Origin of the sequence: Streptomyces sp. NPDC020597 (assembly GCF_044335095.1) — a bacterium.
GTDB lineage: Bacteria > Actinomycetota > Actinomycetes > Streptomycetales > Streptomycetaceae > Streptomyces.
This window is the reverse complement of sequence record NZ_JBIRUL010000039.1, coordinates 38,130-60,179: the sequence shown is the minus strand read 5'-3', so window position 1 is coordinate 60,179 and position 22,050 is coordinate 38,130. Positions and strand designations below refer to the sequence as shown.

At 68.7% G+C, this 22,050-nt stretch carries 24 protein-coding genes and 3 pseudogenes; 8 read left to right on the top strand and 19 right to left on the bottom strand.

Going from position 1 to position 22,050, the window contains the following annotated elements:
* From ACH4ZA_RS36795 to ACH4ZA_RS36780, 4 genes are all read right to left on the bottom strand, one after another.
* Entirely contained in the window at positions 1-804 is an 804-nt protein-coding gene (locus ACH4ZA_RS36795; RefSeq protein ID WP_398433459.1) for a phosphatase PAP2 family protein, read from the bottom strand.
* A gap of 204 nt (positions 805-1,008) precedes the next feature.
* Positions 1,009-1,965, bottom strand: a complete 957-nt coding sequence (locus ACH4ZA_RS36790) for a hypothetical protein (RefSeq protein ID WP_398433458.1) — start codon at positions 1,963-1,965, stop codon at positions 1,009-1,011.
* Complete coding sequence (locus ACH4ZA_RS36785; RefSeq protein WP_398433457.1) at positions 1,962-2,303, bottom strand: PadR family transcriptional regulator; 342 nt, start codon at positions 2,301-2,303, stop codon at positions 1,962-1,964. Before ACH4ZA_RS36785 ends, ACH4ZA_RS36790 begins: the two co-directional genes overlap by 4 nt.
* Positions 2,304-2,490: 187 nt before the next feature.
* Positions 2,491-2,796 carry a hypothetical protein gene (locus ACH4ZA_RS36780; RefSeq protein WP_398433462.1) on the bottom strand — a complete coding sequence of 102 codons (306 nt, stop codon included), beginning with the start codon at positions 2,794-2,796 and terminating at the stop codon, positions 2,491-2,493.
* Between the two features lie 48 nt (positions 2,797-2,844).
* On the opposite strand from ACH4ZA_RS36780, the gene ACH4ZA_RS36775 reads away from it, so the two are divergent.
* A complete protein-coding gene (locus ACH4ZA_RS36775; RefSeq protein ID WP_398433461.1) occupies positions 2,845-3,000 on the top strand; it encodes a hypothetical protein in 156 nt (51 codons plus the stop codon).
* 2 nt (positions 3,001-3,002) lie between these two features.
* Here ACH4ZA_RS36775 and ACH4ZA_RS36770 read toward each other — a convergent pair.
* Positions 3,003-3,170, bottom strand: a pseudogene (locus ACH4ZA_RS36770) (IS5/IS1182 family transposase); the annotation flags it as partial.
* Positions 3,171-3,297: 127 nt separating this feature from the next.
* Positions 3,298-4,146, bottom strand: a complete 849-nt coding sequence (locus tag ACH4ZA_RS36765) for an alpha/beta hydrolase (RefSeq protein WP_398433456.1) — start codon at positions 4,144-4,146, stop codon at positions 3,298-3,300.
* Positions 4,147-4,569: 423 nt separating this feature from the next.
* On the opposite strand from ACH4ZA_RS36765, the gene ACH4ZA_RS36760 reads away from it, so the two are divergent.
* On the top strand, positions 4,570-4,773 hold the full coding sequence (locus ACH4ZA_RS36760; RefSeq protein ID WP_398433455.1) for a hypothetical protein: 204 nt from the start codon (positions 4,570-4,572) through the stop codon (positions 4,771-4,773).
* 360 nt (positions 4,774-5,133) lie between these two features.
* On the top strand, positions 5,134-5,427 hold the full coding sequence (locus ACH4ZA_RS36755; RefSeq protein ID WP_398433454.1) for a hypothetical protein: 294 nt from the start codon (positions 5,134-5,136) through the stop codon (positions 5,425-5,427).
* A gap of 431 nt (positions 5,428-5,858) precedes the next feature.
* On the opposite strand, the gene ACH4ZA_RS36750 is transcribed toward ACH4ZA_RS36755, so the two are convergent.
* Entirely contained in the window at positions 5,859-8,096 is a 2,238-nt protein-coding gene (locus ACH4ZA_RS36750) for an FG-GAP repeat domain-containing protein (protein WP_398433453.1), read from the bottom strand.
* Positions 8,097-8,251: 155 nt separating this feature from the next.
* Positions 8,252-8,830, bottom strand: coding sequence for a hypothetical protein (locus ACH4ZA_RS36745; protein WP_398433452.1), 579 nt, complete (start codon positions 8,828-8,830; stop codon positions 8,252-8,254).
* A 113-nt stretch (positions 8,831-8,943) separates the two neighbouring features.
* Between ACH4ZA_RS36745 and ACH4ZA_RS36740 the strand changes: the two are divergent.
* A pseudogene (locus ACH4ZA_RS36740) lies at positions 8,944-9,186 on the top strand (IS5/IS1182 family transposase); the annotation flags it as partial.
* A gap of 46 nt (positions 9,187-9,232) precedes the next feature.
* Here ACH4ZA_RS36740 and ACH4ZA_RS36735 read toward each other — a convergent pair.
* Positions 9,233-10,009 carry a hypothetical protein gene (locus ACH4ZA_RS36735; protein WP_398433451.1) on the bottom strand — a complete coding sequence of 259 codons (777 nt, stop codon included), beginning with the start codon at positions 10,007-10,009 and terminating at the stop codon, positions 9,233-9,235.
* A 144-nt stretch (positions 10,010-10,153) separates the two neighbouring features.
* Between ACH4ZA_RS36735 and ACH4ZA_RS36730 the strand changes: the two are divergent.
* Positions 10,154-10,468 (top strand): annotated as a pseudogene (locus ACH4ZA_RS36730) (transposase); the annotation flags it as partial.
* Between the two features lie 429 nt (positions 10,469-10,897).
* Here the strand turns inward: ACH4ZA_RS36730 and ACH4ZA_RS36725 are convergent.
* The 5 genes from ACH4ZA_RS36725 to ACH4ZA_RS36705 form a co-directional block, all read right to left on the bottom strand.
* Entirely contained in the window at positions 10,898-11,056 is a 159-nt protein-coding gene (locus tag ACH4ZA_RS36725; RefSeq protein WP_398433450.1) for a hypothetical protein, read from the bottom strand.
* Between the two features lie 55 nt (positions 11,057-11,111).
* Positions 11,112-11,822, bottom strand: a complete 711-nt coding sequence (locus ACH4ZA_RS36720) for an RNaseH domain-containing protein (protein WP_398433449.1) — start codon at positions 11,820-11,822, stop codon at positions 11,112-11,114.
* Positions 11,823-12,132: 310 nt separating this feature from the next.
* Complete coding sequence (locus ACH4ZA_RS36715; RefSeq protein ID WP_398433448.1) at positions 12,133-12,300, bottom strand: GNAT family N-acetyltransferase; 168 nt, start codon at positions 12,298-12,300, stop codon at positions 12,133-12,135.
* A gap of 136 nt (positions 12,301-12,436) precedes the next feature.
* Positions 12,437-13,261 carry an ABC transporter permease gene (locus tag ACH4ZA_RS36710; RefSeq protein ID WP_398433447.1) on the bottom strand — a complete coding sequence of 275 codons (825 nt, stop codon included), beginning with the start codon at positions 13,259-13,261 and terminating at the stop codon, positions 12,437-12,439.
* Entirely contained in the window at positions 13,258-14,178 is a 921-nt protein-coding gene (locus ACH4ZA_RS36705; protein WP_398433446.1) for an ATP-binding cassette domain-containing protein, read from the bottom strand. The genes ACH4ZA_RS36710 and ACH4ZA_RS36705 overlap by 4 nt, the downstream gene beginning before the upstream one ends.
* Positions 14,179-14,386: 208 nt before the next feature.
* On the opposite strand from ACH4ZA_RS36705, the gene ACH4ZA_RS36700 reads away from it, so the two are divergent.
* The 3 genes from ACH4ZA_RS36700 (at position 14,387) to ACH4ZA_RS36690 (ending at position 16,889) form a co-directional block, all read left to right on the top strand.
* A complete protein-coding gene (locus ACH4ZA_RS36700; RefSeq protein WP_398433445.1) occupies positions 14,387-15,565 on the top strand; it encodes a sensor histidine kinase in 1,179 nt (392 codons plus the stop codon).
* Positions 15,566-15,647: 82 nt separating this feature from the next.
* Positions 15,648-16,310: a response regulator gene (locus tag ACH4ZA_RS36695; RefSeq protein ID WP_398433444.1), complete on the top strand. Its 663-nt coding sequence runs from the start codon at positions 15,648-15,650 to the stop codon at positions 16,308-16,310.
* A gap of 255 nt (positions 16,311-16,565) precedes the next feature.
* Complete coding sequence (locus ACH4ZA_RS36690; protein ID WP_398433443.1) at positions 16,566-16,889, top strand: hypothetical protein; 324 nt, start codon at positions 16,566-16,568, stop codon at positions 16,887-16,889.
* A 67-nt stretch (positions 16,890-16,956) separates the two neighbouring features.
* On the opposite strand, the gene ACH4ZA_RS36685 is transcribed toward ACH4ZA_RS36690, so the two are convergent.
* From ACH4ZA_RS36685 to ACH4ZA_RS36665, 5 genes are all read right to left on the bottom strand, one after another.
* On the bottom strand, positions 16,957-17,766 hold the full coding sequence (locus ACH4ZA_RS36685) for an SDR family NAD(P)-dependent oxidoreductase (protein WP_398433442.1): 810 nt from the start codon (positions 17,764-17,766) through the stop codon (positions 16,957-16,959).
* Positions 17,763-18,734, bottom strand: coding sequence for a fumarylacetoacetate hydrolase family protein (locus ACH4ZA_RS36680; RefSeq protein WP_398433441.1), 972 nt, complete (start codon positions 18,732-18,734; stop codon positions 17,763-17,765). Before ACH4ZA_RS36680 ends, ACH4ZA_RS36685 begins: the two co-directional genes overlap by 4 nt.
* A gap of 105 nt (positions 18,735-18,839) precedes the next feature.
* Positions 18,840-19,778 carry a VOC family protein gene (locus tag ACH4ZA_RS36675; RefSeq protein ID WP_398433440.1) on the bottom strand — a complete coding sequence of 313 codons (939 nt, stop codon included), beginning with the start codon at positions 19,776-19,778 and terminating at the stop codon, positions 18,840-18,842.
* 20 nt (positions 19,779-19,798) lie between these two features.
* On the bottom strand, positions 19,799-20,776 hold the full coding sequence (locus ACH4ZA_RS36670) for an amidohydrolase family protein (RefSeq protein WP_398433439.1): 978 nt from the start codon (positions 20,774-20,776) through the stop codon (positions 19,799-19,801).
* 134 nt (positions 20,777-20,910) lie between these two features.
* On the bottom strand, positions 20,911-22,032 hold the full coding sequence (locus tag ACH4ZA_RS36665) for an FAD-dependent oxidoreductase (RefSeq protein ID WP_398433438.1): 1,122 nt from the start codon (positions 22,030-22,032) through the stop codon (positions 20,911-20,913).
* Positions 22,033-22,050: the final 18 nt, after the last annotated feature.

The following is a 22,050-nucleotide window of genomic DNA, read 5'->3' as shown; positions in this document are numbered from 1 at the left end:
CTACACGGAAGTCATCCGCCCGCGACCAGTCCGAGCATCCCGAACCCTACGCATACCAGACCCGTGACCAGCAACTTCACGATGCACACTGCTCAGTGACCTTGTGAGGGTGTCGTTCCGTGCGCCGGAAACGAGGGCGATGGCCAACGCCGCCGTCAAGGTGATGACGGGCAGCGCACGAGTGCTCCGGGTGGCGCCTGGCGCGGCGGCCGGCGGCAGCAGCCAGCTTGCGAGGCCGTAACAGGCACAGGCCAACAGTGTGGCCCCGAGCACTTCGCTGGGCCGGTGGCCGCCCATGGTCGCACTGGCGGCAGCGATGCAGGCGAGCCAAAGCACACCGGCCGTGGCGACGTAGGGGCGGATGCGGGAGGAAACCACGAGGACGGCGGCGAGAGTCAGCGCGGCGGGGATGGCGGTGTGCCCGCTGGGGAAACCCTGATCAAGGAGATTCTCCGGCGCGCCCACCAGATCGGGGCGGGGCAGGGTCGATTTGAGGACCTCCTTGCCTCCGGTCGTGAAGATGACCACGCCGAGCGCCGCGCACCCCGGCCACCAGCATCGCCGCACCAGGGTCAGCACCACGATGACGGCCAGGCCCACCATCAGGGTGGGCTTGGCGCTCAATTCCAGCGGCGGCAGGGGCGTTGAGCCGTAGGCCGCTCCGGACAGGGGGTAGATCCATGCTTCTTCGCTGCCCTGTTTACCGAGACCAAACAGGGCGTTCTCAGCTCGTTGCCCCCACGGGGTGCAGTTGGCGAGCAGGTAGACCGTCAGGAACCCCAGGGTGTACAGCAGAGCCGGCATCCACGGCCGTGTCGTACGCGACAGGCCGGGGGCGTCGGGGGGCTCGGGGGCCTGCCTTGAGGCCCCCGGACGGTGCCCGGGCAGGGTCGGAGAATCGTGCTGAGTCATCGCTCTGCTTCTTCCGTTGAGGGGAGTCAGGTCACGCGCGTCTTGCGTCGCGACGTGGGCCGGCCGGGCTCCGGCCGGCCCACCGGGGGTCCGCTCCTATTCGGGCAGTGCCCGCCCCTGTCGCCGCTGTGCGGTGATGGCCAGGGCGGGGAGGGGTGCGATCAGGAGGAGGAGAACGACCAGGTCCGGAAGGGACTGCATGAACGCGTCCGGCTGGACGACGATCGCCTGCGTGCGGACGATCGCGACGGCCGCGACGGGGATCAGCCACCGGTGGTCGCAGGTGGCCGCCGTCGCCACCCACGCGCCGAGCAGGGCGGCGACCTCGAGGACGAACAAGCCGCGCTGGAAGGCCGGACTGACAGAGATGATGTGCAGGCCCCCGGCCACGAACATGGCGAGCACGACAGGGGCCATCCAGCGGTAGGAGCGGCGTCGCAGACGGCTGGGTCGGCAGAGCGCCAGCACGGCGCACGCGGCGCACAGTGTCCCCGAGAGCACCAAATCACGGGCCGTGAGCGGTGCGCCCAACCCGTAGTAACTCAAGCCCGCCTTGCCCTCGCTGCCGAAGACGGTACGGCCGTGGGACGTAGCGCCGGCCCAGATCATGGCTGCCGCGGCCGGCAGCGCGATCCACGCTCTGCCACGCAGCAGAGCGATCAGGCAGCCCAGCGGGAGCAGCCCGTAGGGCAGCAGCCGTATCCGCGTAGGACCTCCGGCCCACGGATACCAGCCGGAGAAGTGGAAGGCGATGGCGTGCTGGCCGGGGTCGATGTGCAGTGCCCAGTGCCACACGTCCTGTAGATACGGAACCAGCGCCAGCGCGGCGAGGGCCAGGGCGGCCAGATGAATGCCGTCCAACCACCACGGACGAGCCGCGTCGTCGACGACGGCATGGGCGCGGGCCTGCACCCCGGCACACGCCAAGGCGGCAACTTCCCGCGGCGGGGGCCAGGAACGGCCGGGATACGCCTCGGCCAGGCAGGCCAGTAACTCCTTGCCCTGCTGGGAACGGTAGGACTTGGGGTAGACCGCAAGCAGCAGACGATTCATGCCGGGGCCGCTCCGGCATCCCGCGCGCGTCCGATGACGACGGCCGCCGCCTGCTGCATCCGCAGCGCTTCCCGGCCGAGCGCCTCGGTGCCTTCCTCGGTGAGCCGGTAGTAGCGCCGCGCCCGCCCGTCCACGATCTCCTCATGGCCGGCGGACACCAGCCCGGCCCGCTCCAGCCGCTCCAGCGAGCCGTAGAGCGTGGCGACAGCGATCCGAAGCCGCCCGCCCGTGGCCTGCTCGGCAGCCTTGATGATGCCGTATCCGTGCAACGGACCATCCATGAGCGCAGCAAGGATGAAGTACTGCGGTTCCGTCAACGGCAGGTTCCGTCTGGTCATGCATCGAGCATATATCGAGGTTCGATATATATCTGCTAGTTGGGTGATCATCGGCAGCGCCTCCAGCCCGCGGTGAGGTGCCAACACAGCAGCATGTGCAGGGCGTGTGGGCTCCGCTGTATCGCCTGGCAGCTTGCTGGGTCCGGCGGGTGTGGTCGCTGGTGCTCGCGGCCGGAGCCTTTCTCGCCTACCTCATCGGGGCCATGGTCGCGGTCGGAGTCGTCGCGATGAAGGTGCAGGAAGCACCGAAGACTGGTGCCCACAGCGCGAGGCGGACCTCGAAGCAGGTGCCACCCGCGTCGTCATCGACGGCAGCAGCCGTCCCGCCGCCGCCCGCGAAGCCGGATTCGCCACGGTCAAGGTCACGGTCAGCGACGACCAAGGCGCGACCCCTGAAGAACTCATCGAATGCGCTCTCGTCGCCGACATCCACCGGCACGATCTCGAGGAGCTCGACGAGGCCCGCGCCCCGCAACGGCTCCTCGCCGTACACGGAAGCCGAAGACCCCTGGCGAAACGGCTCTACCGATCCCACGGCTGGGTGTCCCAGCGTCTCGCACTGCTCAACCTGACTCCCGAACTGCGGTCCCGCATCGGCGAGGAACCCATCGACCTGCTGCGGGCTGTCGGCAACAAGCCCGCCGGCGAGCAGGCAGCAGCACTGAGCCTTTTCCAATCTCAGGCCCATCCGATGTGAAGCGCGAGGACTGCACCGCAGCGCAGGTGAGCCAGGACGAGCAGGGCCTGCCGATTCGGGGGCAGGCGCCGCCAGCGGGTGCCGACCTGTCGGCGGCGCTCGGCGAGCTGCCTGGTCAGGAAGCGCAAGTGCGAGCTGGACAGATCGATCGCGGACGGGTAGGCAAGCACGACGACGCTCCTGGTCAAGCGAGTGATCTCGGTCCTGAACGCGCCTACCAGGAACGTCACATCTTCATGTGACCAGGGCGTAGCCCTCTCACTGCAGCCGGCGCCAGGTTGCATGAGCTGGTATCGATCAATCTTTGGTGGGCCGCCACAGCCAGCGCAGAGCGTCCGGCAGCAGGACCCCGCCGTGGTTGGGGCTGTGTCCGCCGTCTCCCAAGACAAGGCGGAAGTCGTAGCCCGCTTCAGCGAGAGCGGCTGCCACCCGCAGGTTTTCGGCGAACCAGTTCCACCGTGGCTCATTCCAGTGCAGGTCGCGGTGGCCGCCTTGCATGAAGATGCGCAGCGGCTTGCGGGGAACGCGGGAGATGAGGTCTGGGTAGGGATTGCCGTCCGGCATCTGCGCGAAGCTGGACAGATATCCGATGACGCGGCGGAACTTGTCCGGACGCAGCCACGCGGCGGTGAAGGCGCAGTTGCCGCCGCTGCTCCCGCCGCAGATGCCCCACCTTTCGGGTGACTGGGCGATGGCATAGCGCTCCGCGACCTGCGGGATGATCTCGGTGAGGAGGAAGGTGACGTACCGGTCGTCGAAGGCGTCGTACTCGTTGTTGCGGTTCTTAGGGTTCTCCGAGTCGGGGAAGACGCCAGGATCGACGAACACGCCGATGGTGACGGGGATGTCGCCGCGGTGCATGAGGTTGTCCAGGACGATCGCGCCGCGTACCTCCCCTGCGGGGTCCAGGTACCACCATCCGTCCTGGAACACCATCAGGGATGCCGGTTCCGCTGGGTCGTACTGTGCGGGCACGTGTACCCAGAACTTCCGGAAGGTTCCCGGGTAGACCTCGCTGCCCCTCCACTCGAACTCGACCGTCTCGCCAGCAGGCACGCCCTGCTGTGGAGCGGAATCAGGTCCGTGGACGTAGCGCACGTCCGACTGGTCGATCGGAAGTGGCTGGTAGGGCATCTCGATGGTCACGGGGAGCAACCGTAGGGCGATCACCACCCTTGGCCGCAAGGGATTTTCGTCCAGACGCTCCACCTCGCTGCTTCAGTACGAGGTTGGAAAAGGCTCACTGTCGCAGCTGAAGGCGGAGCGTGCCAGGAAGGATGAAGCGAAGGCACACACGCCCAATCCTCAGAATCCGCAGGCAGAGAGTTCAGACATCGGCCCCAAGGTGGGGGAGCAGGGTGGTGATTACGACGTGATCACCAAGAGGTCGGCCTCGGACACTCAGAGCGGATCCAGAAACGAATCGTCCAGCGCCGGTCAGCCTTTGGTCCCCGCGCCCACGGCCACGGACGATGTGCCGCCAACTGGGGGCTGGAGGAGACCACACCCCATCTGCGTTCCTGTGGCCAGGGGTACCTCGAGGTTCGCTCGCCGAACAGGGAGGGCACGGTGCTGATCCTGGCGTTCCGAGAACGTCACGCGGTCGTCCACCTGATGAGTGACACCGAGCGGATGTCTCTGCTCGTAGGAGACGGTACCGTGCCCTCAGGTGTCGAGGTCGAAGTCCCGATCATGGGCGACCTCGCCGTGTTCGCGGGCGACTTTGTCCTGTCGCCGCAGTGCAGGTGTGTCAGTAGGAGCAGGGCCTGCTGACCACAGTTCAGGCGACGCCACCGGGAGCGGGTTTGACAGCGGTGGCCTGCGAGGAGATCGAAGAGGTGGCGCAGGTGCGGTTGGACAGATCAATGACGGACGGGTAGACAAGCACGCGTATACCCCTGACGGGGTGGTGATTTTGGTCGTGAACCCGTCTACCAGGAGCCTTCTTCATGTCCGCTGTCGGGGCGCCCGCCCCAACCTCCCGTCAGGTCGGAAGCGCTTCATGTCTGGGCCGCGTAGTTGCTCAACGAGCCGCCCTGCTTGCTCCAGCTGTTCTTAGGGTTTCGGAGTATTCGTCCATTGTGTGCGCGTTATCCGCATCTGATCCATGAGAACCAGAAGGGGAATACTTTCATGACGAAGTGGATAGTAACGGCCGCCCTGTTTGATATCGCCTATCCCCCGACCTTGCGAATCGTGGCAATATTTGACGCCAACGAAGAAGAGGCGCGCTCAAGGTTTCGAGAAGTCCTGAATTCATATGACGGAGGGGCCAGGAAAGTGACACGCCGCGAAGTGTTCAAATTCTCTGACAGTCAATACCTTGTGCGTATCGAGGGCCGTCCGGGGGAGTTCGACTATATGATGCAACTCGGAGAATTGATCGTCGACACCCAGGATCCCGAGCTTCCGGACTCGGTTGTGTAATCGGACTGACTCATCGTGCAGAAAAACAGGACCAGGAGGGGCGCACCTTCTGGTCCTGCCTGCTGTGGAGGATCGTCCGGATGCTGAAGTTACCGCCGCCTGACCGTGGTTGCCCAAGGCCACAGCACCCTGCCCCGCCAGGTTCGGCTCGACTTCCTCGAGCGCGCCCTCCCGCCCGTCTCCCGCTGACCAGGAGGATGACTCTGTCCGGGACCTGCGCATGATGCATGCGCTTGAGCGGCTGATAGGGGTCTATTCGGAGTACCACGAGGCGACGAGACCGTCGGACGGGGGAGGAGGCCCCACTGCCCGGAACCGATCGACTCCGGGCAGCGGGGTGGATACATGCGCCTCAACCACGCCGGCTTCTTGACGGGTGCCAGCCGTTCGTGGCGATGGTCGGTCAGAGGGACCTCTCGATCAGGAATGTGTCATGCCAGGTGGTTGTACGCGAGGGTTGGGTTGGTCGGGGAGTAGTACATCCGCGTCGCGAAAGGCGTCGACGAGTTGCCGGTGCCGCGGTAGAGGTACGTCGTCTTTCGGCTCTTGTCGTACGCGAGCAGGTCGGGTCGGCCGTCGTGGTTGGCGTCGCCGATGCCGACGAGGTCGCTGTAGGCGTTCCAGCCGCTGCCGATCCTGATGCGTGAGGCGAAGGTGCCGTTGCCGTGTCCGAGGTACAGCCACAGCACACCGCTGCCGTCCCGGGTGACGAGGTCGCCCGCTGCGGTGCCGCCTACGTTCCCCACAGCGGTGAGCTTGTTGTAGGCGCCCCAGCCGCCGCCGACCTTCGTCCGGGCCGCGAAGGGAGCGGCGTGGTTGCCGGTGCCCCGGTAGAGCCAGAGCACTCCGGAAGCGTCGGTGGCGAGCAGGTCGGCCCGGCCGTCTCCGGTGTAGTCGGTGCCGCCGGTGATCTTGTTGTAGATCTGCCAGCCGCCGCCGATTCTGATGCGGCTCGAGAATCCACCGGTGCCGGTGCCGAGGTACAGCCACAACACCCCGCTGCCGTCACGGGCGATCAGGTCGGCGTGCTGCGAGCCGCCCACGTTGCCGGCGACCTCGATCTGGTTGTAGACGCTCCAGCCCGGGCCGATGAGCCTGTTCTCGTGCTCTGCCAACTGCCCGGGGTTCCGGGGGTCGTAGTAAATGTCATTGCTCCACAGACGCCCGGCGGTGTCCCGTGCGAGCACGTTCGGCGCGCCGTTGTCGTCGAAGTCGTGCGGCTTGGCGGTGCGTACGACCGTGAACGTGCCGGAAGACGTGAGGTCGGGGCCGACGCCGTTGAGGGGCTTGGCCACGAGCGTCCAGGTGTAGGCGCCGTTGTACGCGTTACCCTGCTCCGGCCACGACAGTTCGCCGTCCCAGTCGAAGGTGACGGACGAATTCAGGGGATGCGCGAAGTCCGCGGTGACGGTCTTGCCCGTGCGGACGTGCCGCAGCGTGACCGTCATCATGACGTTGTTCCGGGACAGCTTCCACGCCATCGCCGCATTGCCGCCGCTCGGGTCGAGGTCGATCACGGCCGGGACGTCGGTGCCGGTCAGGGTGACCCGGGTGGGTTCGCCGGTGCCGGCGACCAGGGTCGCGACCGGGACGTCGTCCGCGCCGGGGGTGATCCGGTACACGCCCTCGTTGCTGGCGACCGTGCCGCCGCGCGCGAACAGTGTGCCGTCGGGGGCGGTTGCGGCGGAGGTGAGGTGGTCGAGGAGCTTGCGGGTGGCGCCGCTCGTCAGGTCGTACGCGGTCAGTGCGTCCGAGGAGTAGCTGACGTCGGCGTTCAGGCCGCCGGTGGCGCCGTAGACCACCCAGTTGTCCCGCAGGCCGAGCTTCACGCCCTTGGACCGCACCCTGCCCACCGGGATGTTCTGCCGCGTTCCCGTGGAGCGGTCGGTGACGGCCACTGTCGCGTCGAGTCTCGCGTCCGGCGAGGGGCTGTACTCGACCCATGCCACGTACTTCGCCGAGACGACTACGCCTGTGCCCACGTCGGCGGCCGACAGCTCGTAGGTCTCGGTCACGGCGCCGTCGGCGAGGTCGAGGAGACCGAGGAAGCGTCGTGTGTCCGTGCCGGTGCCGGTGGCGTAGGTCACCTGGGCGTGGGTGGCGGTGGCGGGCACGACCTTCACCTCGGCGGCGGTGTCCGGCAGGCCGGTCACCGTACGCAGCGGCATGTCCTTGCTGTGCATCCGGAGCGTTTTGCCGCCCGCGGCGTTGTCCAGCGTGGTGAAGAGGCTGACGCCGGCGGCGCCCGCGAAGGTGACGCCGGTGGTGGAGGGGCCGGGGTAGTAGGAGTAGACGACCGATCCGGTCGCCATGTCCGTGATCATGCCGGTGGTGTTGGCGGGGGCGGCGTACGTGGCGACGAGGTCGCCGGACCCGGTACCCAGGACCGTGGAGCTCGACGGCCATTTCCTCGGGGAGCCGCCCGCGGCGGGAAGCCAGCTACGGCCGGTGGCCGGGTTGCGGGTCAGGTAGCCCGAGGCGGTGACCCCGGTGATGACGTCCCCCTTCGGGAAGGCGACGACCGACTGGCCATCGACCGCCGTGGCCGCGAGGCCGGCGGCGGGCGCGGCCGTCGCCGGGGAGGGGAGGACGGCACCGGTGGCGGTGAGGGCGAGGACGACGGTGACGGCCGCGGCAAGGCGTCGCCGGGCGGCGCGTATCGGGAGCAAGGAGTGGGTTCCTTCGTTCAGGCGAAGAGGTCGCAGGTCGCAGATCTCGGACAAGTGGGCGTCGACCAGGGAGTGGTCGGCGAATGGGCCCTGCCGGCCGTCCGTGCTTTTTTGGAGGCGGGAAGCTCGCTGCTGGAGCGACGCCGGGTCGCAGCTCACGTCCCCGGGCCTGGTGTCGAGACGACCGTGGCGGTGCGGTGGTGCTCAGGGCTGATCCACCCCGGCGTGCCTGTCATGACGCCAGTGCGGGTGACGGAAGTACCGTTCATGGCATGCGCGATCCCGAAGTTCAGCTCCATCCGGCCCGAAGGGGTCAAGATGACATTCTTGGACACGCCGGCCTCGTGGACCGCTGGCAATGCGGCGGCTGTACTGGTGGCGACGGCGTGTAGACGGGCCTCGGCCAGGGGGCCGCTGGCGGCCACGTACTGGCCGAGGGTGGGACCGGGTATAGAAGCGCCGGCATGCCATGGAGCGGAAGCATCGGCATCGAGCACCGGAACCGGGCAGAGACCCGTATCACGCCGAGACAACTGGACCCCCCGCCGGAACCGAGCACGGAACTCGTCGTCGGCCTGCGCCGGATGCACGACCTTGACGGCCAGCCGCTCCCCAGCAGCACTCAGCGCGGCATGGATGGTGCCCATGCCGCCGGACCCCAGGCGGCCCACAACGCGATAGGGGCCGATACGACGGGGATCACCTTGTTGCAACGACTGAATACGGCTGGACACCGATGCTTCCCCCTGGTGATCAGTGACAGGCACACGCCGAAGTGGTGATCAATCGTATCGGCTCATCACGGCAGCCAGGCATGACGGAAGGCACCTTCTGCTGCTTCACTCGAGGAAGCGGACAACCAGGCCGTTTCGCGGACAAGGCGTATTCGTCCCGCGCGATCCCCGAACGCCTGCGCCGACGCGGCATCCGTGCCGGGATTCCCGTCCCGGCGGACCAACGCGACCACAGGCTGCGACGCGGCAGCCGGGGCGGCAGAGCGCAGGACTTCGACCGTGAGGCCCGCAGGCAGCGCAGCTCCGTCGAGCCGTGCATTAACCGCCTCAAGCAGTGGCGAGGCATCGCCACCCGTCCCCGCTGATCATGTGTCGTGGAGAGGCGCTGAACGTGCTGGGAGCTCAACTGTGTTGTGCTGCGCCGAGGGCGTCGGCCTGGCTTTTCAGTAGCTTCTGGTCCAGCTTCGGAAGGAGAGCACGCTTCTTCGCGTCAGGGAGTCGGCTGCCGACCATTCTCTCCGATACGACAGTGACAGTCGCTTCTTTTGAGCGGACAGTTGTGACCAGGGAATACGTCTCTGACTTGAACCCGTCGATATCCAAAGTCCAGTGCATCCGAAAGCTCACCGAGTCGTGCCCCACCGATACCTCGTCCTTGACTCGTTCCACGTCCGTACTCACGCTGTCGCCGTATCGGTTTCGCAGGGACAACGACGGACATGCGTCGAGCGCTGCGTTCAAGGAAGCAAGGTGCGCGCCAGCGGATCCGAAGCGGTAGCTGGTGAAAGTGAGAGTCTCGTCCGGCGGGGCGAACTCCGAAGCGGATATGTGGACCCGGGCACTGGCCACTGAGTCGGCGAAGCTGCCAGACCTGGCGTCCTCAAGAGGTTGGCATGCCTTAGGCCGCACGCTCGGATCGGAGGTGTGGCCGCCCGCTTTCGTCTCGGGCGAGTTGTTGACGGAGTAGCCCGGCAGAGTGCCTTGTTCAGGAAGTGCTGCCGCCAACTCCGCAGCGCTGAGAGACCGCACGGTCGTCGACGGCTTCGACGACATCACAGAAGAGGGCGACGCGGGCTCAGCAGCCTGTTCGCCCTCTCCTGAGGCGCAGCCACCGACGAGAGTGAGTACAGCGCCGGCCACAGTGGCAGTGAGAGAACGGCTGGCCCAGTTGGACGACATAACACTTCCCGTGTTCGAACAGCGAATCGCACGGAGTGTAGTCGGTGATCGTATCGGCTTGGCTCGGCGAACCTGCACGGCCACAGCACCACTACTGCAACGGTGTTCGCCTGACTGCTGGCCAGGTTCGTCGTTGGTGTGGTTATGGGTGGGGATCTAGCTGATGTGCGTGTGTGGCGAGTGAACTGGATGCGGTGCACGGGTGGTTCGTGCACCGGTTCAGCCGGTCGGAGCCGCGGGAGTCGGCGCTGGCCTATATGCGGGGCCTGCTCGCTCCGCTCGAGCGCAAGAACGGCTGGACTTCCTGGCCGGGGAGGCCGGCCACGGCGGCCTGGACCGTATCCAGCGGATGCTGAACCGGATCGAGTGGGACGCCGACGGGTCCTCGATGACGTGCGTCGCTACGTGGTCGACGACTTGGGTGACCGCGAAGCGGTGCTCATCGTCGACGACACGGGGCCATCGGGGCTGGTTTCGGCCTCATAGGAGCTGTGTTCGGGTCATGGTTCACCGCGCGCCCTGAGCCTGGTTGAGCCCGCCGTACATAGCCCCATGCCTACGGCGGTGCGCGAGATCAACCAGCGTGCGGACCGGCCCGTCCGTGCACAGCAGCGCGTTGCACAACTCGGACAAGGTGTCGCCCCGCGCCACCTCGCCGAGATACGACGCCTGATGACACGCCTCACCGACCACCGCCTCACCTCCATCGACCACATCCTGCACTGGTCCACATGGCGCCGCAGATACCACGGCCTTCGTGCTGATCCACTCTGTGACGGAGCACAGGATCAGACGAAGGCCGCCTGCATATCCGCTGAAGTGCGAAAACGCCTACCAGGTTCGAGGCAGTCGTTCGATGTCCCGGCGCGGCGTGCGGACAGGCGTCTGTCACTCGCCCGTACGCTCCGCGGGAGTGTCGAGATGCCTGTCGAGAAGGCCGTTGATGAACTCCACGCCGAATGCGTGGGTGTCCTGAGAGACGTCGGAAGGCGACTCGCCGAACCACAGGACGGTCTCCGCGTTGCGTTTGGCCTCATGTAGCCACATGTGAAGCCTGCCGAGTCGTCCTCCGCTCAGCCGGACGACAGCCTGATGCACACGTTCACACTCCGCACCTGCATAGAGATCCAGGAGTGCCAGGACGCTCGCAGTTTCGGCATCCGGAAAGGTGGCGTCGCAAAGCTGACGTGTTGCCGGTGACACAGCCATGCCCGTCATCCTGCCCACCGCTACCGCTACCGCGATCGGCAACGGCCGAGATCGGACGGAGGTTGCACGACGAGCTGAGGCCCGCCCAGTTGTACTCGGCGGCGTCGCCGTCGACGTAGAGCATCGCGGGGGCTGGCGCGGGAATTTGGGTGCGGACGGCGATGAGGGCCTGCTCGACTATGTCCGTGGCGGCGCGGGCCTGGAGTGTCTCGTCCGCGGTGGCGCGGTATCCGCTGACGCCCCAGGCGGGGTCGGCGGCGCGCAACGCGGTGGTGGCCGGGCTGTGGGGCTGCCACTGCCAGGCCTGGGGGTTGTAGGCCCAGACCTGCCAGGGGGCGTCCTTTCCTCCGGTGGGACGCATGGCGGTGAGGGTTGCGGTGATCGGTGCCGGGTCGGTGGTGCGGCGCTTGCCAGGTGTGTGACGCTGGGCCTGGCGGCGGCGGACGTGGATGCCGATGTTCCACCAACTCTCGAGCGGCGGTTTGCCGAACGCGGCACCGAAGCGGTGGTCGGTGGAGCCGACGCCACTGAGGATCTCGCGTAGCGCGTTCGGGTCGAGCTGTCGAGGCCGCTCTGGCGGGAGGCGACCTTCTTCACTCGGCACTTCTCGTTGCAGGGCTTGCCCTCCTGGGTGTGGGTGGGACCGGCGGGGAGGCCTGAATCCGGGGGGAAGGTCGTCCTCATCCCCCGACCCGGGCCGAGCACGCGCCTCCCACCATGCCGTGCCTGCCTGGCGGGTACGTTTGCCGCGTCACGCAGTGATCTTGTGACGGTGTCTGCTGAGCATGTTCAGGTGCGCAGCGACACCTATTGACCGCCGCCACCGTTCTCCGTACATCGCCCCCTCGCTGATGCCAGCCGCCTCCAGGCCGATGTGTGAGAACTCGCCCCGGACGATGGCGAAGCCGGAATGCTCATCGGGTTCCGGGACGTTTCTCCGAACGCAGCTGGCCGTAGACAAGCACATCGACGTACTTGCCGTGCTGGAAGGACCTGCCACGCATGACGCCTTCCCGACTGAACCCCAGGCGTTCGAGGGCCTTCTGCTCGCTGAGGTTGCCGCCATTGGTGACGTCAGACATCTCGATCAACCGCCCGAGGGCCTCGCTCGTCGCGCTTCACGGACCGTCACCCGATCGGTGGCCCGCTCGAAGAAGCTCATTGATGAGAGTCATCGAGTTTCGACGAGCTACCGGGACATCGCCTCTGGAGGCACACTCACACGTCGCGGCGCCTCACGACGAGCACTGCGAGTGCGACCGTGATCAGCGGCCAGAGCGTGTACACGAGCCAGGAGCCGGGGACTGTGGCTGTGTAGCCCAGGGATCCGGATTCCGGCTCCCAGGGTTGGACCAGACGGTTCCAGGCGGCCGCCACCAGTGTGTGTTTGATGTCCGCCGACCAGCGGTTGTCCTCCGAGAACATGGGGGGCAGCATCAGCAGGGTGAAGACGGCGGTGACCATGGTCCCGGCGGCATGCCGGAGCAGAACGCCGAGGCCCAGACCGACCAGGGCGCAGACCGGGGCCAGCAACGCGGAGGCCACCAGCGCCCGCACCACCCCGGGGTGGGTGATCGGAACGCCGGCGTGGTGCCCGTCCAGGATGGCCTGGGAGACGAGGAAGGAACCGGTGGAGGCGGCCGTGCCGATGGCGGTCCACAGCGCGGTGGTGACGGCCGCCTTGGCCAGCACGACCGAGCCGCGGGCCGGGACGGCCACGGTTGTGGTGCGGATCAGACCGCTGCTGTACTCGCTCACGACGGTGAGGGCGCCCATGCTGCTGGCGACGAGCATCAGCGTCCAGTAGCCGGCCGCCGGGTAGGAGTCGAAGGGCCGGAACTCAGCGGGGCCGGAGCCCGCGCCCTTGTCCGCCAGCGAGGCCACGGCGGCGGAGCCGATGACGAACAGGAGGGTGAGCCCGAGCGTCCACGGGGTGGAGCGCAGGGACCGCGTCTTGATCCACTCGGAGGCGAGGAGGTCGCGGAAGCGGGCGGGCGCCCCGGCGGCGGGGCCGGCCTGGGGGGCGGAGGCGAGTGTGCTCATCGTGGCTGTCCTGCCAGGTATTCGGTGCTGTCGGCGGTGAGTTCCATGAAGGCCGCCTCCAGTGAGGCGGTACGGGTGGTCAGTTCGTCCAGCCGGATGCGGTTCTCGAAGGCGAGCGCGCCGATCCGGTCCGCCGGGAGCCCGGTCACGGCGAGCTTCTCGGTGCCCGCCGAGCCCTCCGGCTCGACCGAGGCGCCCGCCGCGGTGAGCACCGCCGCCAGTTCGGCGGCCTGCGGTGTTGCGACCACGACGCCGCTACGGGTGCCGCGGGCCGCGAAGTCCCTCAGCGGCTCGGCGGCGATGAGGCGGCCTCGGCCGATGACGACCAACTGGTCGGCGGTGTTCTCCATCTCCGACATCAGGTGGCTGGAGAGGAAGACCGTGCGCCCCTCGGCGGCCAGGCGCCGGAAGAGCCGACGTACCCAGAGGACGCCCTCCGGGTCCATGCCGTTGATCGGCTCGTCGAACACGAGCACGGGCGGGTCGCCGAGCAGGGCGGTGGCGATGCCGAGGCGCTGTTTCATGCCGAGGGAGAATCCGCCGATGCGGCGGTTGGCCACCTCGGCCAGCCCCACCTCCTGAAGCACCTCTTTCACCCTGCACCGCGGTATGCCGTTGCTGCGGGCCAGGGCGGTCAGGTGGGCGGCGGTGCTGCGTCCGCCGTGGACATGTCCGGCGTCGAGGAGGGCGCCGACGTGTCGCAGTCCGCGTGGGCGGCGGTGGAAGGGGACGCCGCTGACGGTGGCGGCGCCGGTGGTGGGCGTGTCCAGGCCGAGGATCATCCGCAGGGTGGTGGACTTGCCGGCGCCGTTGGGGCCGAGGAATCCGGTGACCTGACCCGGCCGCACGGTGAAGGACAGATGGTCGACGGCCGTCTTGCTGCCGTAGCGCTTGGTGAGTTCGCTGACTTCGATCACGGCACCCACACTGCCGAGAGGACCCCCGCCCGGACATGGTGCCGTGGGCGGCAATCGTGCGGTCGGGTTGGCCCGTGGGCGTACGTCCCCGGACTGATGCCGCGCCGGCGGTGGCCGGTTAGTCTCACGGCGTGAACCTCATGACGATCACTTTGTTGCCTGCGCGCGTCGCGCACCGCTGGGTTGCTCCCGGGAGGGAGTGCCGCCGATGACGAGAGCCGAGGCTGTGGCCTGGGCGGGGGGCGTCTCCTACCTCCTCGTGGTGGGTCTGCTGGTGGGGGCCGCGCCGCGGGCGTCGGGCACCGTTCACGGTGTCGGGGCACTGCTGGCCGTGAGCCTGCTCGCCGGCGTGGTGCGGCGGATGCCGCTGCTGGCTCTGGCCATGGCGCTCTTCGGATCCACCGCTGTCGTGGTGGGTCCTCCGAGTTCCGGCCATGAGAGCTCGGCGGCGTCGTACCAGGGCCAGTTCCTGTCGTATCTGGCGGTGGACCTCGTCCTGGGCTTCATCGTCACCACCTGCGTCCGGCGCGTTTCGATTGTCGCCGTGGCCGTGTCTGCCGCCGTGCAACTCCTGGTGATCGGGGTCTTCGCGCACGGGGACGACCTGGCCGTCAACGCGGTGATCGCCCTTCTGGCGACGACCGCATCCTGCATGGCCGGTCTGCTGAGCCGCGAGCGCCGCGAGCACGCGGTGGCATTGCGCTCGCAGGAGGTGGCCGAGGCCGTGACCGCCGAACGGCTGCGGATCGCACGGGAGTTGCACGACATGGTCGCGCACAGCATCGGCATCATCGCCATCCAGGCCGGTGTGGGCAGCCGGGTCATCCAGACCCAGCCGGCACAGGCGCACGAGGCCCTGCGCGCCATCGAGGCCACCAGCAGAGAGACCCTCTCGGGCCTTCGGCGCACGCTGATCTCGCTCCGCCGGGCCGACCGGGGTGGTGCGCCCCCCTCGGAGCAGTCGCCGCTCGCACCGTCGCCGGGGCTGGCGGACGTCGAGCGGCTGGCGGCAGCGACCGCGGACGCGGGAGTACACGTCGACGTACGCCTCAGCGGGGAGCAGCGTCCTGTGCCGACCGTCATCGATCTGTCCGCCTACCGCATCGTGCAGGAGGCGCTGACCAACGTGGTCCGGCACGCGGGCACCGGGCGCTGCCGGGTGGCCGTCGACTACGGAGACGGGGAACTGTCCGTGGAGGTCGTCGACGACGGGCGCGGCACCACCGGGAACGGCTCGGCCCACGGCTTCGGCATCATCGGGATGCGGGAGCGGGTCGGTCTGCTGGGCGGCCACCTGAGCGCCGGGCCCCGCCCTGAGGGCGGCTTCCGGGTGGCGGCCAGCCTGCCGCTGCCCGCACCGGCCGGAGTTCCGGTGGAGACCCGATGACCACTGCGGGCCGTCACCCCGGCTCTCACCGGCATCTCATCACAGGCACCTTCTCAGCGCCCGTGGAGAGGAGGGTCCACCAGTGACCGTCCGCGTTGTGCTCGCCGACGACCAGCCCCTGGTGCGGTCCGGTCTACGCGTGCTCATGTCCGATCACAGCGATCTGGAGGTCGTCGGTGAAGCCGCCACCGGCGCCGAGGCCGTCCAACTGGTCAGGGAAGCCAGCCCCGACGTCGTGGTCATGGACATCCGGATGCCCGGCATGGACGGGATCGAGGCCACCCGCCGGATCACGGCCGGTCCGGCAGCCACACGCGTCCTCATCCTGACCACCTTCGACGAGGACGACCACGTCTACGGCGCGCTCCGGGCCGGCGCGAGCGGCTTCGTGGTCAAGGACATGGCGCTGGACGACATCCTCGCGGCGATCCGCGTGGTCGCCGCCGGCGACGCACTGATCGCGCCGGGTGTGACACGCCGTCTGATCGCGGACTTCATCGGGCGCCCCGCGCCTGTCCCGGAGCGCTCCCCACGGCCGGTCAAGGGCATCACCGAGCGGGAACGTGAAGTGCTGGCCCTGGTCGGACGCGGCCGGTCGAACACCGAAATCGCCGAGGACCTCTTCATCACGGTGGCCACCGCCAAATCGCATGTGTCACGGCTGCTCACCAAACTGGGCGCCCGGGACCGGGTCCAACTCGTCATCTCCGCCTATGAGATGGGGCTCGTCACCCTGCCTCGCTGAATCATGCGGGTCATACCGCTGGGGCCTGCTCGTCCTCCGACACACTGAAGCCGACGTCGAGGTGGGTGTCCTAGTCCTCCGGAGTGACCCCTGTCCCACCCAGCGGTCACACTGGTTCGGCATCGTTCTCGAGCCGGCTCGTCCTGGCCCGCAGCCATGCCGTCAACCGGCGAACGCGTCCGTCCTGCTCGGGTGATCGACGGCTGAGGAGGTGGTAGCCGGTGCCGTCGGGGACGAAACCGAAGGGTGTGACGAGTGGGGCGCCCCACCCGCCGCGGCGGCGCCCCGGACCGCATCGTCAACGACTGCCGAAGTGCGGAGGCAGCGGGCTGCGCCGGCGTCGACCTCCTCGCGTACCGCGCCACCGATGCCGGCCCTCTCGACCTGGTCCGCGCCGCCCGCGCCGCCACCACCGGCCGCCTGGTCATCTCCGGCTCCATCACCGGCACGGACCGGATACAGGCACCCGCATCAGCCGGAGCCGAAGCCTTCACTGTCGGACCCGCAGCCTTCGACGGCTCCCTGCAGCCCCACGCCGGCACCCCCCGATCCCGACTGGTCTCTGTAGTGGGTCTGTAGTGCGAGCTGCCCCGGCCCCCGAACCGCAGCGTCGCCGCGCGTCACGGACCGTCGGCCGTGCCCGACATCAGGGGCACCTTCCCTTCCAGCCGTTTCCATGCCGTAGCGGATTCGAAGCAGCCGAATCCACGGCAGCTGAGCCCAGAGCATCCGAGATGGACTTGACACCGCCATGCGCGGTGAGTCCGCCGTCGACCGGGATCTCGGCGCCGGTGATGAAGGAGGACTCGTCGGATAGAAGGAAGACCACGAGCGGGGCGACCTCGTCCACCGTGCCGGTGCGGCCGAGCGGGGTCTCGCGGATGTTCGCCTCGCGGAAGGCCGGGGCGGCGGAGGCGGTCATCTCGCTCTCGATGAAGCCGGGGTGAATCGTGTTGACGCGGATGCCGCGCGGGCCGAGCTCCGCGGCCGCGGTCTTCGACAGGCCGCGCAGTGCCCATTTGCTGGTCGTGTAGGCGACCGGGTAGTGGGCGGTGAGAGCTGCGGTGGAACCGACGTTGACTATGGACGAGCCGGGCGGCATCAGCGGCGTCAGGTGCTGGATGGCAAGGAGCGGGCCGGCGACGTTGACGGCGTGGACTCGGGCGAGGTCGTCGGGGGTCACTTCGCCGAGGCGGGCGCGCCAGGTGATGCCCGCGTTGTTGACCAGGCCGTTCACCTGGCCGTAGGACTCGCTCAGTTCGGCGGCCAGCTCCGCCCAGTGCTCCTCGTCGGTGACGTCGAGGTGGCGGCAGCCGGGGGCCTCGGTCACGTCGATGGCGATGACGTGGGCGCCTTCGCGGGTCAGGGCCTCGGCCTCGGCGGCGCCCTGGCCGCGCGCGGCGCCGGTCACGACGATGACCTTGCCGAGGAGTCGCTTGGGGTGCAGGTCGTTCACGGCCGCTCCCGGGTGCGGCGGCGGGCGGTCGGCAGCGGCTCGGGCCTCCTGCCCGAGACCACGGTGTTGGAGACGGTGCCGATGCCCTCCACGGTGAGGGTGACGGTGTCGCCCGGCTTCAGCGAGGGCGGGGACTGCTCGCCCCGGACGCCCCACAGCTCGGCGAGGCAGCCGCCGTTCCCGCAGGTGCCGGAGCCGAGCACGTCGCCAGGGCGGACGACGGTGCCCCGCGAGGCGTAGGCGACCATCTCCTCGAAGGTCCAGCTCATGTTGGACAGCAGGTCCTCGCCGACGACCTCGCCGTTCACCGAGGCGGTCAGCGCCAGGCGCAGAAGGCCGTCGGTGTCGCGGTACGGCTCCAGCTCGTCGGCGGTGACCAGGTACGGGCCGAGAGTGGCGGCCGTGTCCTTGCCCTTGCACGGGCCGAGGCGGACCTGCATCTCGCGGGACTGCAGGTCGCGGGCCGACCAGTCGTTGAAGACCGTGTAGCCGATGATGTGGTTCCGTGCCTGTTCCGGCGTCAGGTCCCGCCCCTCCCGGCCGATGACGGCGGCGACCTCCAGCTCGAAGTCGAGGGCTTCGCTGCCCGGCGGCATCGGGACGTCGTCATGGGCGCCGATGACGGCGTACGGGTTGGTGAAGTAGAACGTCGGGGCGTCGTACCACGCGTCGGGCACCCCGCCGACGCCGTCCACGGATCGCCGTACCCCTTCGACGTGCTCCTCGAAGGTGACGAAGTCCCGCACGGTGGGCGGCTGAAGCGGTGGCAGCAGCCGCACCGCGGACACGTGAGGGCCCGGCGGGACGTCGAGCGTGGCGGCACCGGCGTGCAGGAGCGCGTCGAGTCCGTCGCCGCAGCTGATCAGCTCCATGAGCGAGCGCGCCCCGGGTACCGGGTGGAGGGTGCCGTCCTTCTCCACGACGGCGACCTGTCGCTGGTGTCGGTGTTCATAGGTGGCGAAACGCATGCACGGCTCCAGGCTCCGGCGGTCTTCGACAGCGGTGGGAACCGGGGACGCGGCAAAGGCGTCAGGGCGGTGACTGGGCTACCGCGTCCCCGGGGTTCGAGGAGGTCAGACCGGCGGGGCGACGAAGCAGCCGCGGTCGACGTCGTTGAAGGACTCCTTGGCGATCAGTTCGTTCATGGGATTGGCGGTGCCCCACTGGTCGGTGACCTCGGGCTGGGAGAAGTCGTAGACGTGGGGGTGCCAGGTGTCCTCGTCCAGCAGCTCCAGTTCCGTCGTGTACTCGACGGTGTTGCCGTGCGGGTCCAGGAAGTACGTGAAGGTGTTGTCGCCCGCCAGGTGCCGGCCCGGCCCCCAGACCTTCTTGAAACCGGCGCGGATCACGCGGCCGGAGCCGCGCATGTACTCGTCCAGGCCGCGCATCTCGAAGGAGACGTGGTGCAGGGAGGTGTGCGGGCCTCTCGCGATGGCCATCGAGTGGTGCTGGTTGGAGATCCGCATGAAGTGCATGACCTCGCCCATGTGCGGCGAGCTGAGCGTGTCCGAGTGACGGAAGCCGAGGTGGGTCTCGTACCACTCGCGGGTCCTGTCGAGGTCCGGCGAGTTCAGCACGACGTGCGACAGCTTGACCGGGATCGACTCCTTCTCCTCGATCTTGCGGTGCTGCCGTACGTCCACATCGGCGGAGACTTCGACGGTGCGGCCGTCGACGTCGAAGAAGCGGAAGCCGTACCCGCCGCCGGGTGTGTCGATCTTGCCCGGCTGGGAGATCAACTCCACGCCTCCCGCGAGAAGTCGCTCGGCGAGAGTGTCCACGTCCTCGGTGGAGCCGGCGCCGTACGAGACGAGGTCGAGGCGCTTCTCCTCCGCCTTGCGCAGCCGCACCACGTACTGCTCGGGGCTGCCCTCGGCGGCGAGGAAGGAGATGCCGGAGTCTTCGGCGACCTGGGTCAGGCCCCAGACGCCGGCGTAGAAGTCGAGCTGCTTGTCGTAGTCGGGCACGGCGAGGTCGACGTGCCGCAGATGGGTGAGCAGGCGTGCGCTCATGGCGGTTCTCCTGTGCGGGTTCAGGTGAGGCGCAGCAGCGTTGTCGCGTTGCCGCCGCGTACGGCGTGGAAGTCGTCGTCGGGCAGGCGTGCGGCGCGCAGTGCGCCCACGGGGTCCTCGGTGCCCATGTCGAAGGGGAAATCGGAGCCGAGCAGCACACGGTCCGCGCCGACCGCGCCGATCAGCGCCCGCAGTACCTGCGGGTCGTGGACCAAGGAGTCGAAGTACAAGCGCTTGAGATAGCTGCTGGGCGGGTGGGCGCAGCCCGCGCCCGCGTCGGAGCGGGCCGACCAGGCGTGGTCGGAGCGGCCGATGTGGGTGGGCAGATAGCCGCCCCCGTGCGCGGCGACGACCTTCAGCTCCGGATGCCGGTCCAGTACTCCGGAGAAGATCAGGTGCGAGAGAGCCACGGCGTTCTCGGTGGGCTGGCCGACGGTGTTGGACAGGTACCACCGGTCGAGGCGCTCGTCGAGCGTGCAGCCGAAGGGGTGCAGGAAGAGGATCGCGCCCGTCTCCTCGGCCCGGGTCCAAAAGGGTTCGTACGCGGGGTCGGACAGTTCGCGGCCCGGTGCGTGACTGGAGATCTCGACACCCAGAAGTCCCTGGTCCTGGGCGTGCTCGAGGGCTCGCACGGCCTGCTCCGGATGTTGGAGGGGGGCGACCCCCAGCCCCCGCAGCCGGTCGGGCGCCTGTGCGCAGTGCGCGGCCGTCGCCTCGCCCGCAAGCCGGTAGAGCTTCTCGGCCGTCTCCTCGTCGGCCCAGTGGTGGTAGTGCGAGGGGGACGGGCTGACCAGCTGGACGTCCACGCCCTGGGCGTCCATCCCGGCCAGTCGCACGGCCACGTCCGTGAGCCTCGGAATGCGCTCGGCGACCATGGGGCCGCTGACGGCCCGGGCCGCGGGCCCGTTGCGGCGGGCGTCGAGGGCCTTGGCCTCTGCCAGACCCGGCAGGTCGGCCACCAGGGCCTCGATCTCGGGCACGAGGAGGTGCGCGTGCACGTCCACCGTCCGAACCGGGTGCGCGTCGACGCTGGACGAGGGACCCGTCCTAACGGGGTGCGCGTCGACGCTGGACGAGGGGCGGGGGTCGGGCTGGGGCCGAATCCCAGCGGTAGCCGGGGGCGGGTGGACCGTCACGGGAGCTCCTTGAGCACCGGCATGGTGGCCGCCAGCAGCCCGGGCACGTCACCGGGCACGTCGTCGAGCTGCCACTGCCCGATCTGCACGGACGCTTCGACGACCATCCGGACCCGGTCGATCCGCCGCTTGTAGTAGCGGGTGAGCAGTTCCTCGTCCCACGCGGATCCGCTGGTCAGCAGCTGGGACAGCACCCAGGCGTCCTCCAGGGCCATGGCCGCACCCTGGGCCATCGTGGGCGGGCAGCAGTGCGCGGCGTCGCCGACGAGGACGACCCGGCCCCGGTGCCAGGACCCCTCGACCAGCATCCGGTCGAACCAGGTGTAGTTCACCTGCGCCGGGTCGGTGATCGAGTCACGGATCTCGTCCCAGGCACCGCCGTAGCCCTCGGCGAGGCGGCGCATCTCCCGAGCGTAGGACTCGGGCGGGATCGTGGCGCGGTCGCGGCCGGCCTCCACCAGATAGGCGTAGACCGTGTCCTTGCCGGTGGGTGTGTAGCCGGCGATGTAGCAGGGTCCGCCGTGTGAGAGGTCGCTGCGCTCCACTCCGGCCGGGCGGGGCGCCGGGACACGCCAGATGGCCATACCGGTCGGCTCGGGTTCGACGTCGATGCCTATGGCGGCGCGGGTCGCGGAGTGCAGGCCGTCGGCGGCCACGACGAGGTCGTAGCGGCCCTCGGTGCCGTCACTGAACCGGACGGTCGCTGACGTGTCGTCCCCGGTGAGGATCTCGGCGGTGGTGCCGAGCCGGACGTTCGCGCCGGATGCCCGGACGGCGTCGACGAGGATGCGCTGGAGTACCGGGCGCTGCATGCCCAGAGTGGCGGGGAGGTCGTCTCCGCCGGTGCGCAGGACCTCGCCGACGTGCAGCACGGTGCCGTCGGGCGTCGTCAGCCCCAGTGAGTCGAAGCCGAAGCCGTGCTCGCGGACCTCGTCCCAGACTCCGATCTCGCGCAGCACGCGCAGGGCGTTGCCCTGAAGGGTGATGCCGGAGCCGCGTACGTTCCAGTCCGGTCTGGCCTCGACGAGGTCGACGTCGATGCCCGCCCGCCGCAGCAGCACGGTCATCACATTGCCGGAGGTGCCCCCTCCGACGACCAGGACTCTCTTTCCTTCCATGGCCGACTCCTTTGTTGG

What these genes read in the sequence shown, in the direction of transcription:
- ACH4ZA_RS36710 (WP_398433447.1), bottom strand. Translation starts at nt 13,261, where the DNA reads ATGAGCACACTCGCCTCCGCCCCCCAGGCCGGCCCCGCCGCCGGGGCG.
- ACH4ZA_RS36665 (WP_398433438.1), bottom strand. Translation starts at nt 22,032, where the DNA reads ATGGAAGGAAAGAGAGTCCTGGTCGTCGGAGGGGGCACCTCCGGCAAT.
- ACH4ZA_RS36680 (WP_398433441.1), bottom strand. Translation starts at nt 18,734, where the DNA reads ATGCGTTTCGCCACCTATGAACACCGACACCAGCGACAGGTCGCCGTC.
- ACH4ZA_RS36735 (WP_398433451.1), bottom strand. Translation starts at nt 10,009, where the DNA reads ATGTCGTCCAACTGGGCCAGCCGTTCTCTCACTGCCACTGTGGCCGGC.
- ACH4ZA_RS36785 (WP_398433457.1), bottom strand. Translation starts at nt 2,303, where the DNA reads ATGACCAGACGGAACCTGCCGTTGACGGAACCGCAGTACTTCATCCTT.
- ACH4ZA_RS36755 (WP_398433454.1), top strand. Translation starts at nt 5,134, where the DNA reads ATGACGAAGTGGATAGTAACGGCCGCCCTGTTTGATATCGCCTATCCC.
- ACH4ZA_RS36715 (WP_398433448.1), bottom strand. Translation starts at nt 12,300, where the DNA reads ATGTCTGACGTCACCAATGGCGGCAACCTCAGCGAGCAGAAGGCCCTC.
- ACH4ZA_RS36790 (WP_398433458.1), bottom strand. Translation starts at nt 1,965, where the DNA reads ATGAATCGTCTGCTGCTTGCGGTCTACCCCAAGTCCTACCGTTCCCAG.
- ACH4ZA_RS36795 (WP_398433459.1), bottom strand. Translation starts at nt 804, where the DNA reads ATGCCGGCTCTGCTGTACACCCTGGGGTTCCTGACGGTCTACCTGCTC.
- ACH4ZA_RS36725 (WP_398433450.1), bottom strand. Translation starts at nt 11,056, where the DNA reads ATGTGGCTACATGAGGCCAAACGCAACGCGGAGACCGTCCTGTGGTTC.
- ACH4ZA_RS36675 (WP_398433440.1), bottom strand. Translation starts at nt 19,778, where the DNA reads ATGAGCGCACGCCTGCTCACCCATCTGCGGCACGTCGACCTCGCCGTG.
- ACH4ZA_RS36700 (WP_398433445.1), top strand. Translation starts at nt 14,387, where the DNA reads ATGACGAGAGCCGAGGCTGTGGCCTGGGCGGGGGGCGTCTCCTACCTC.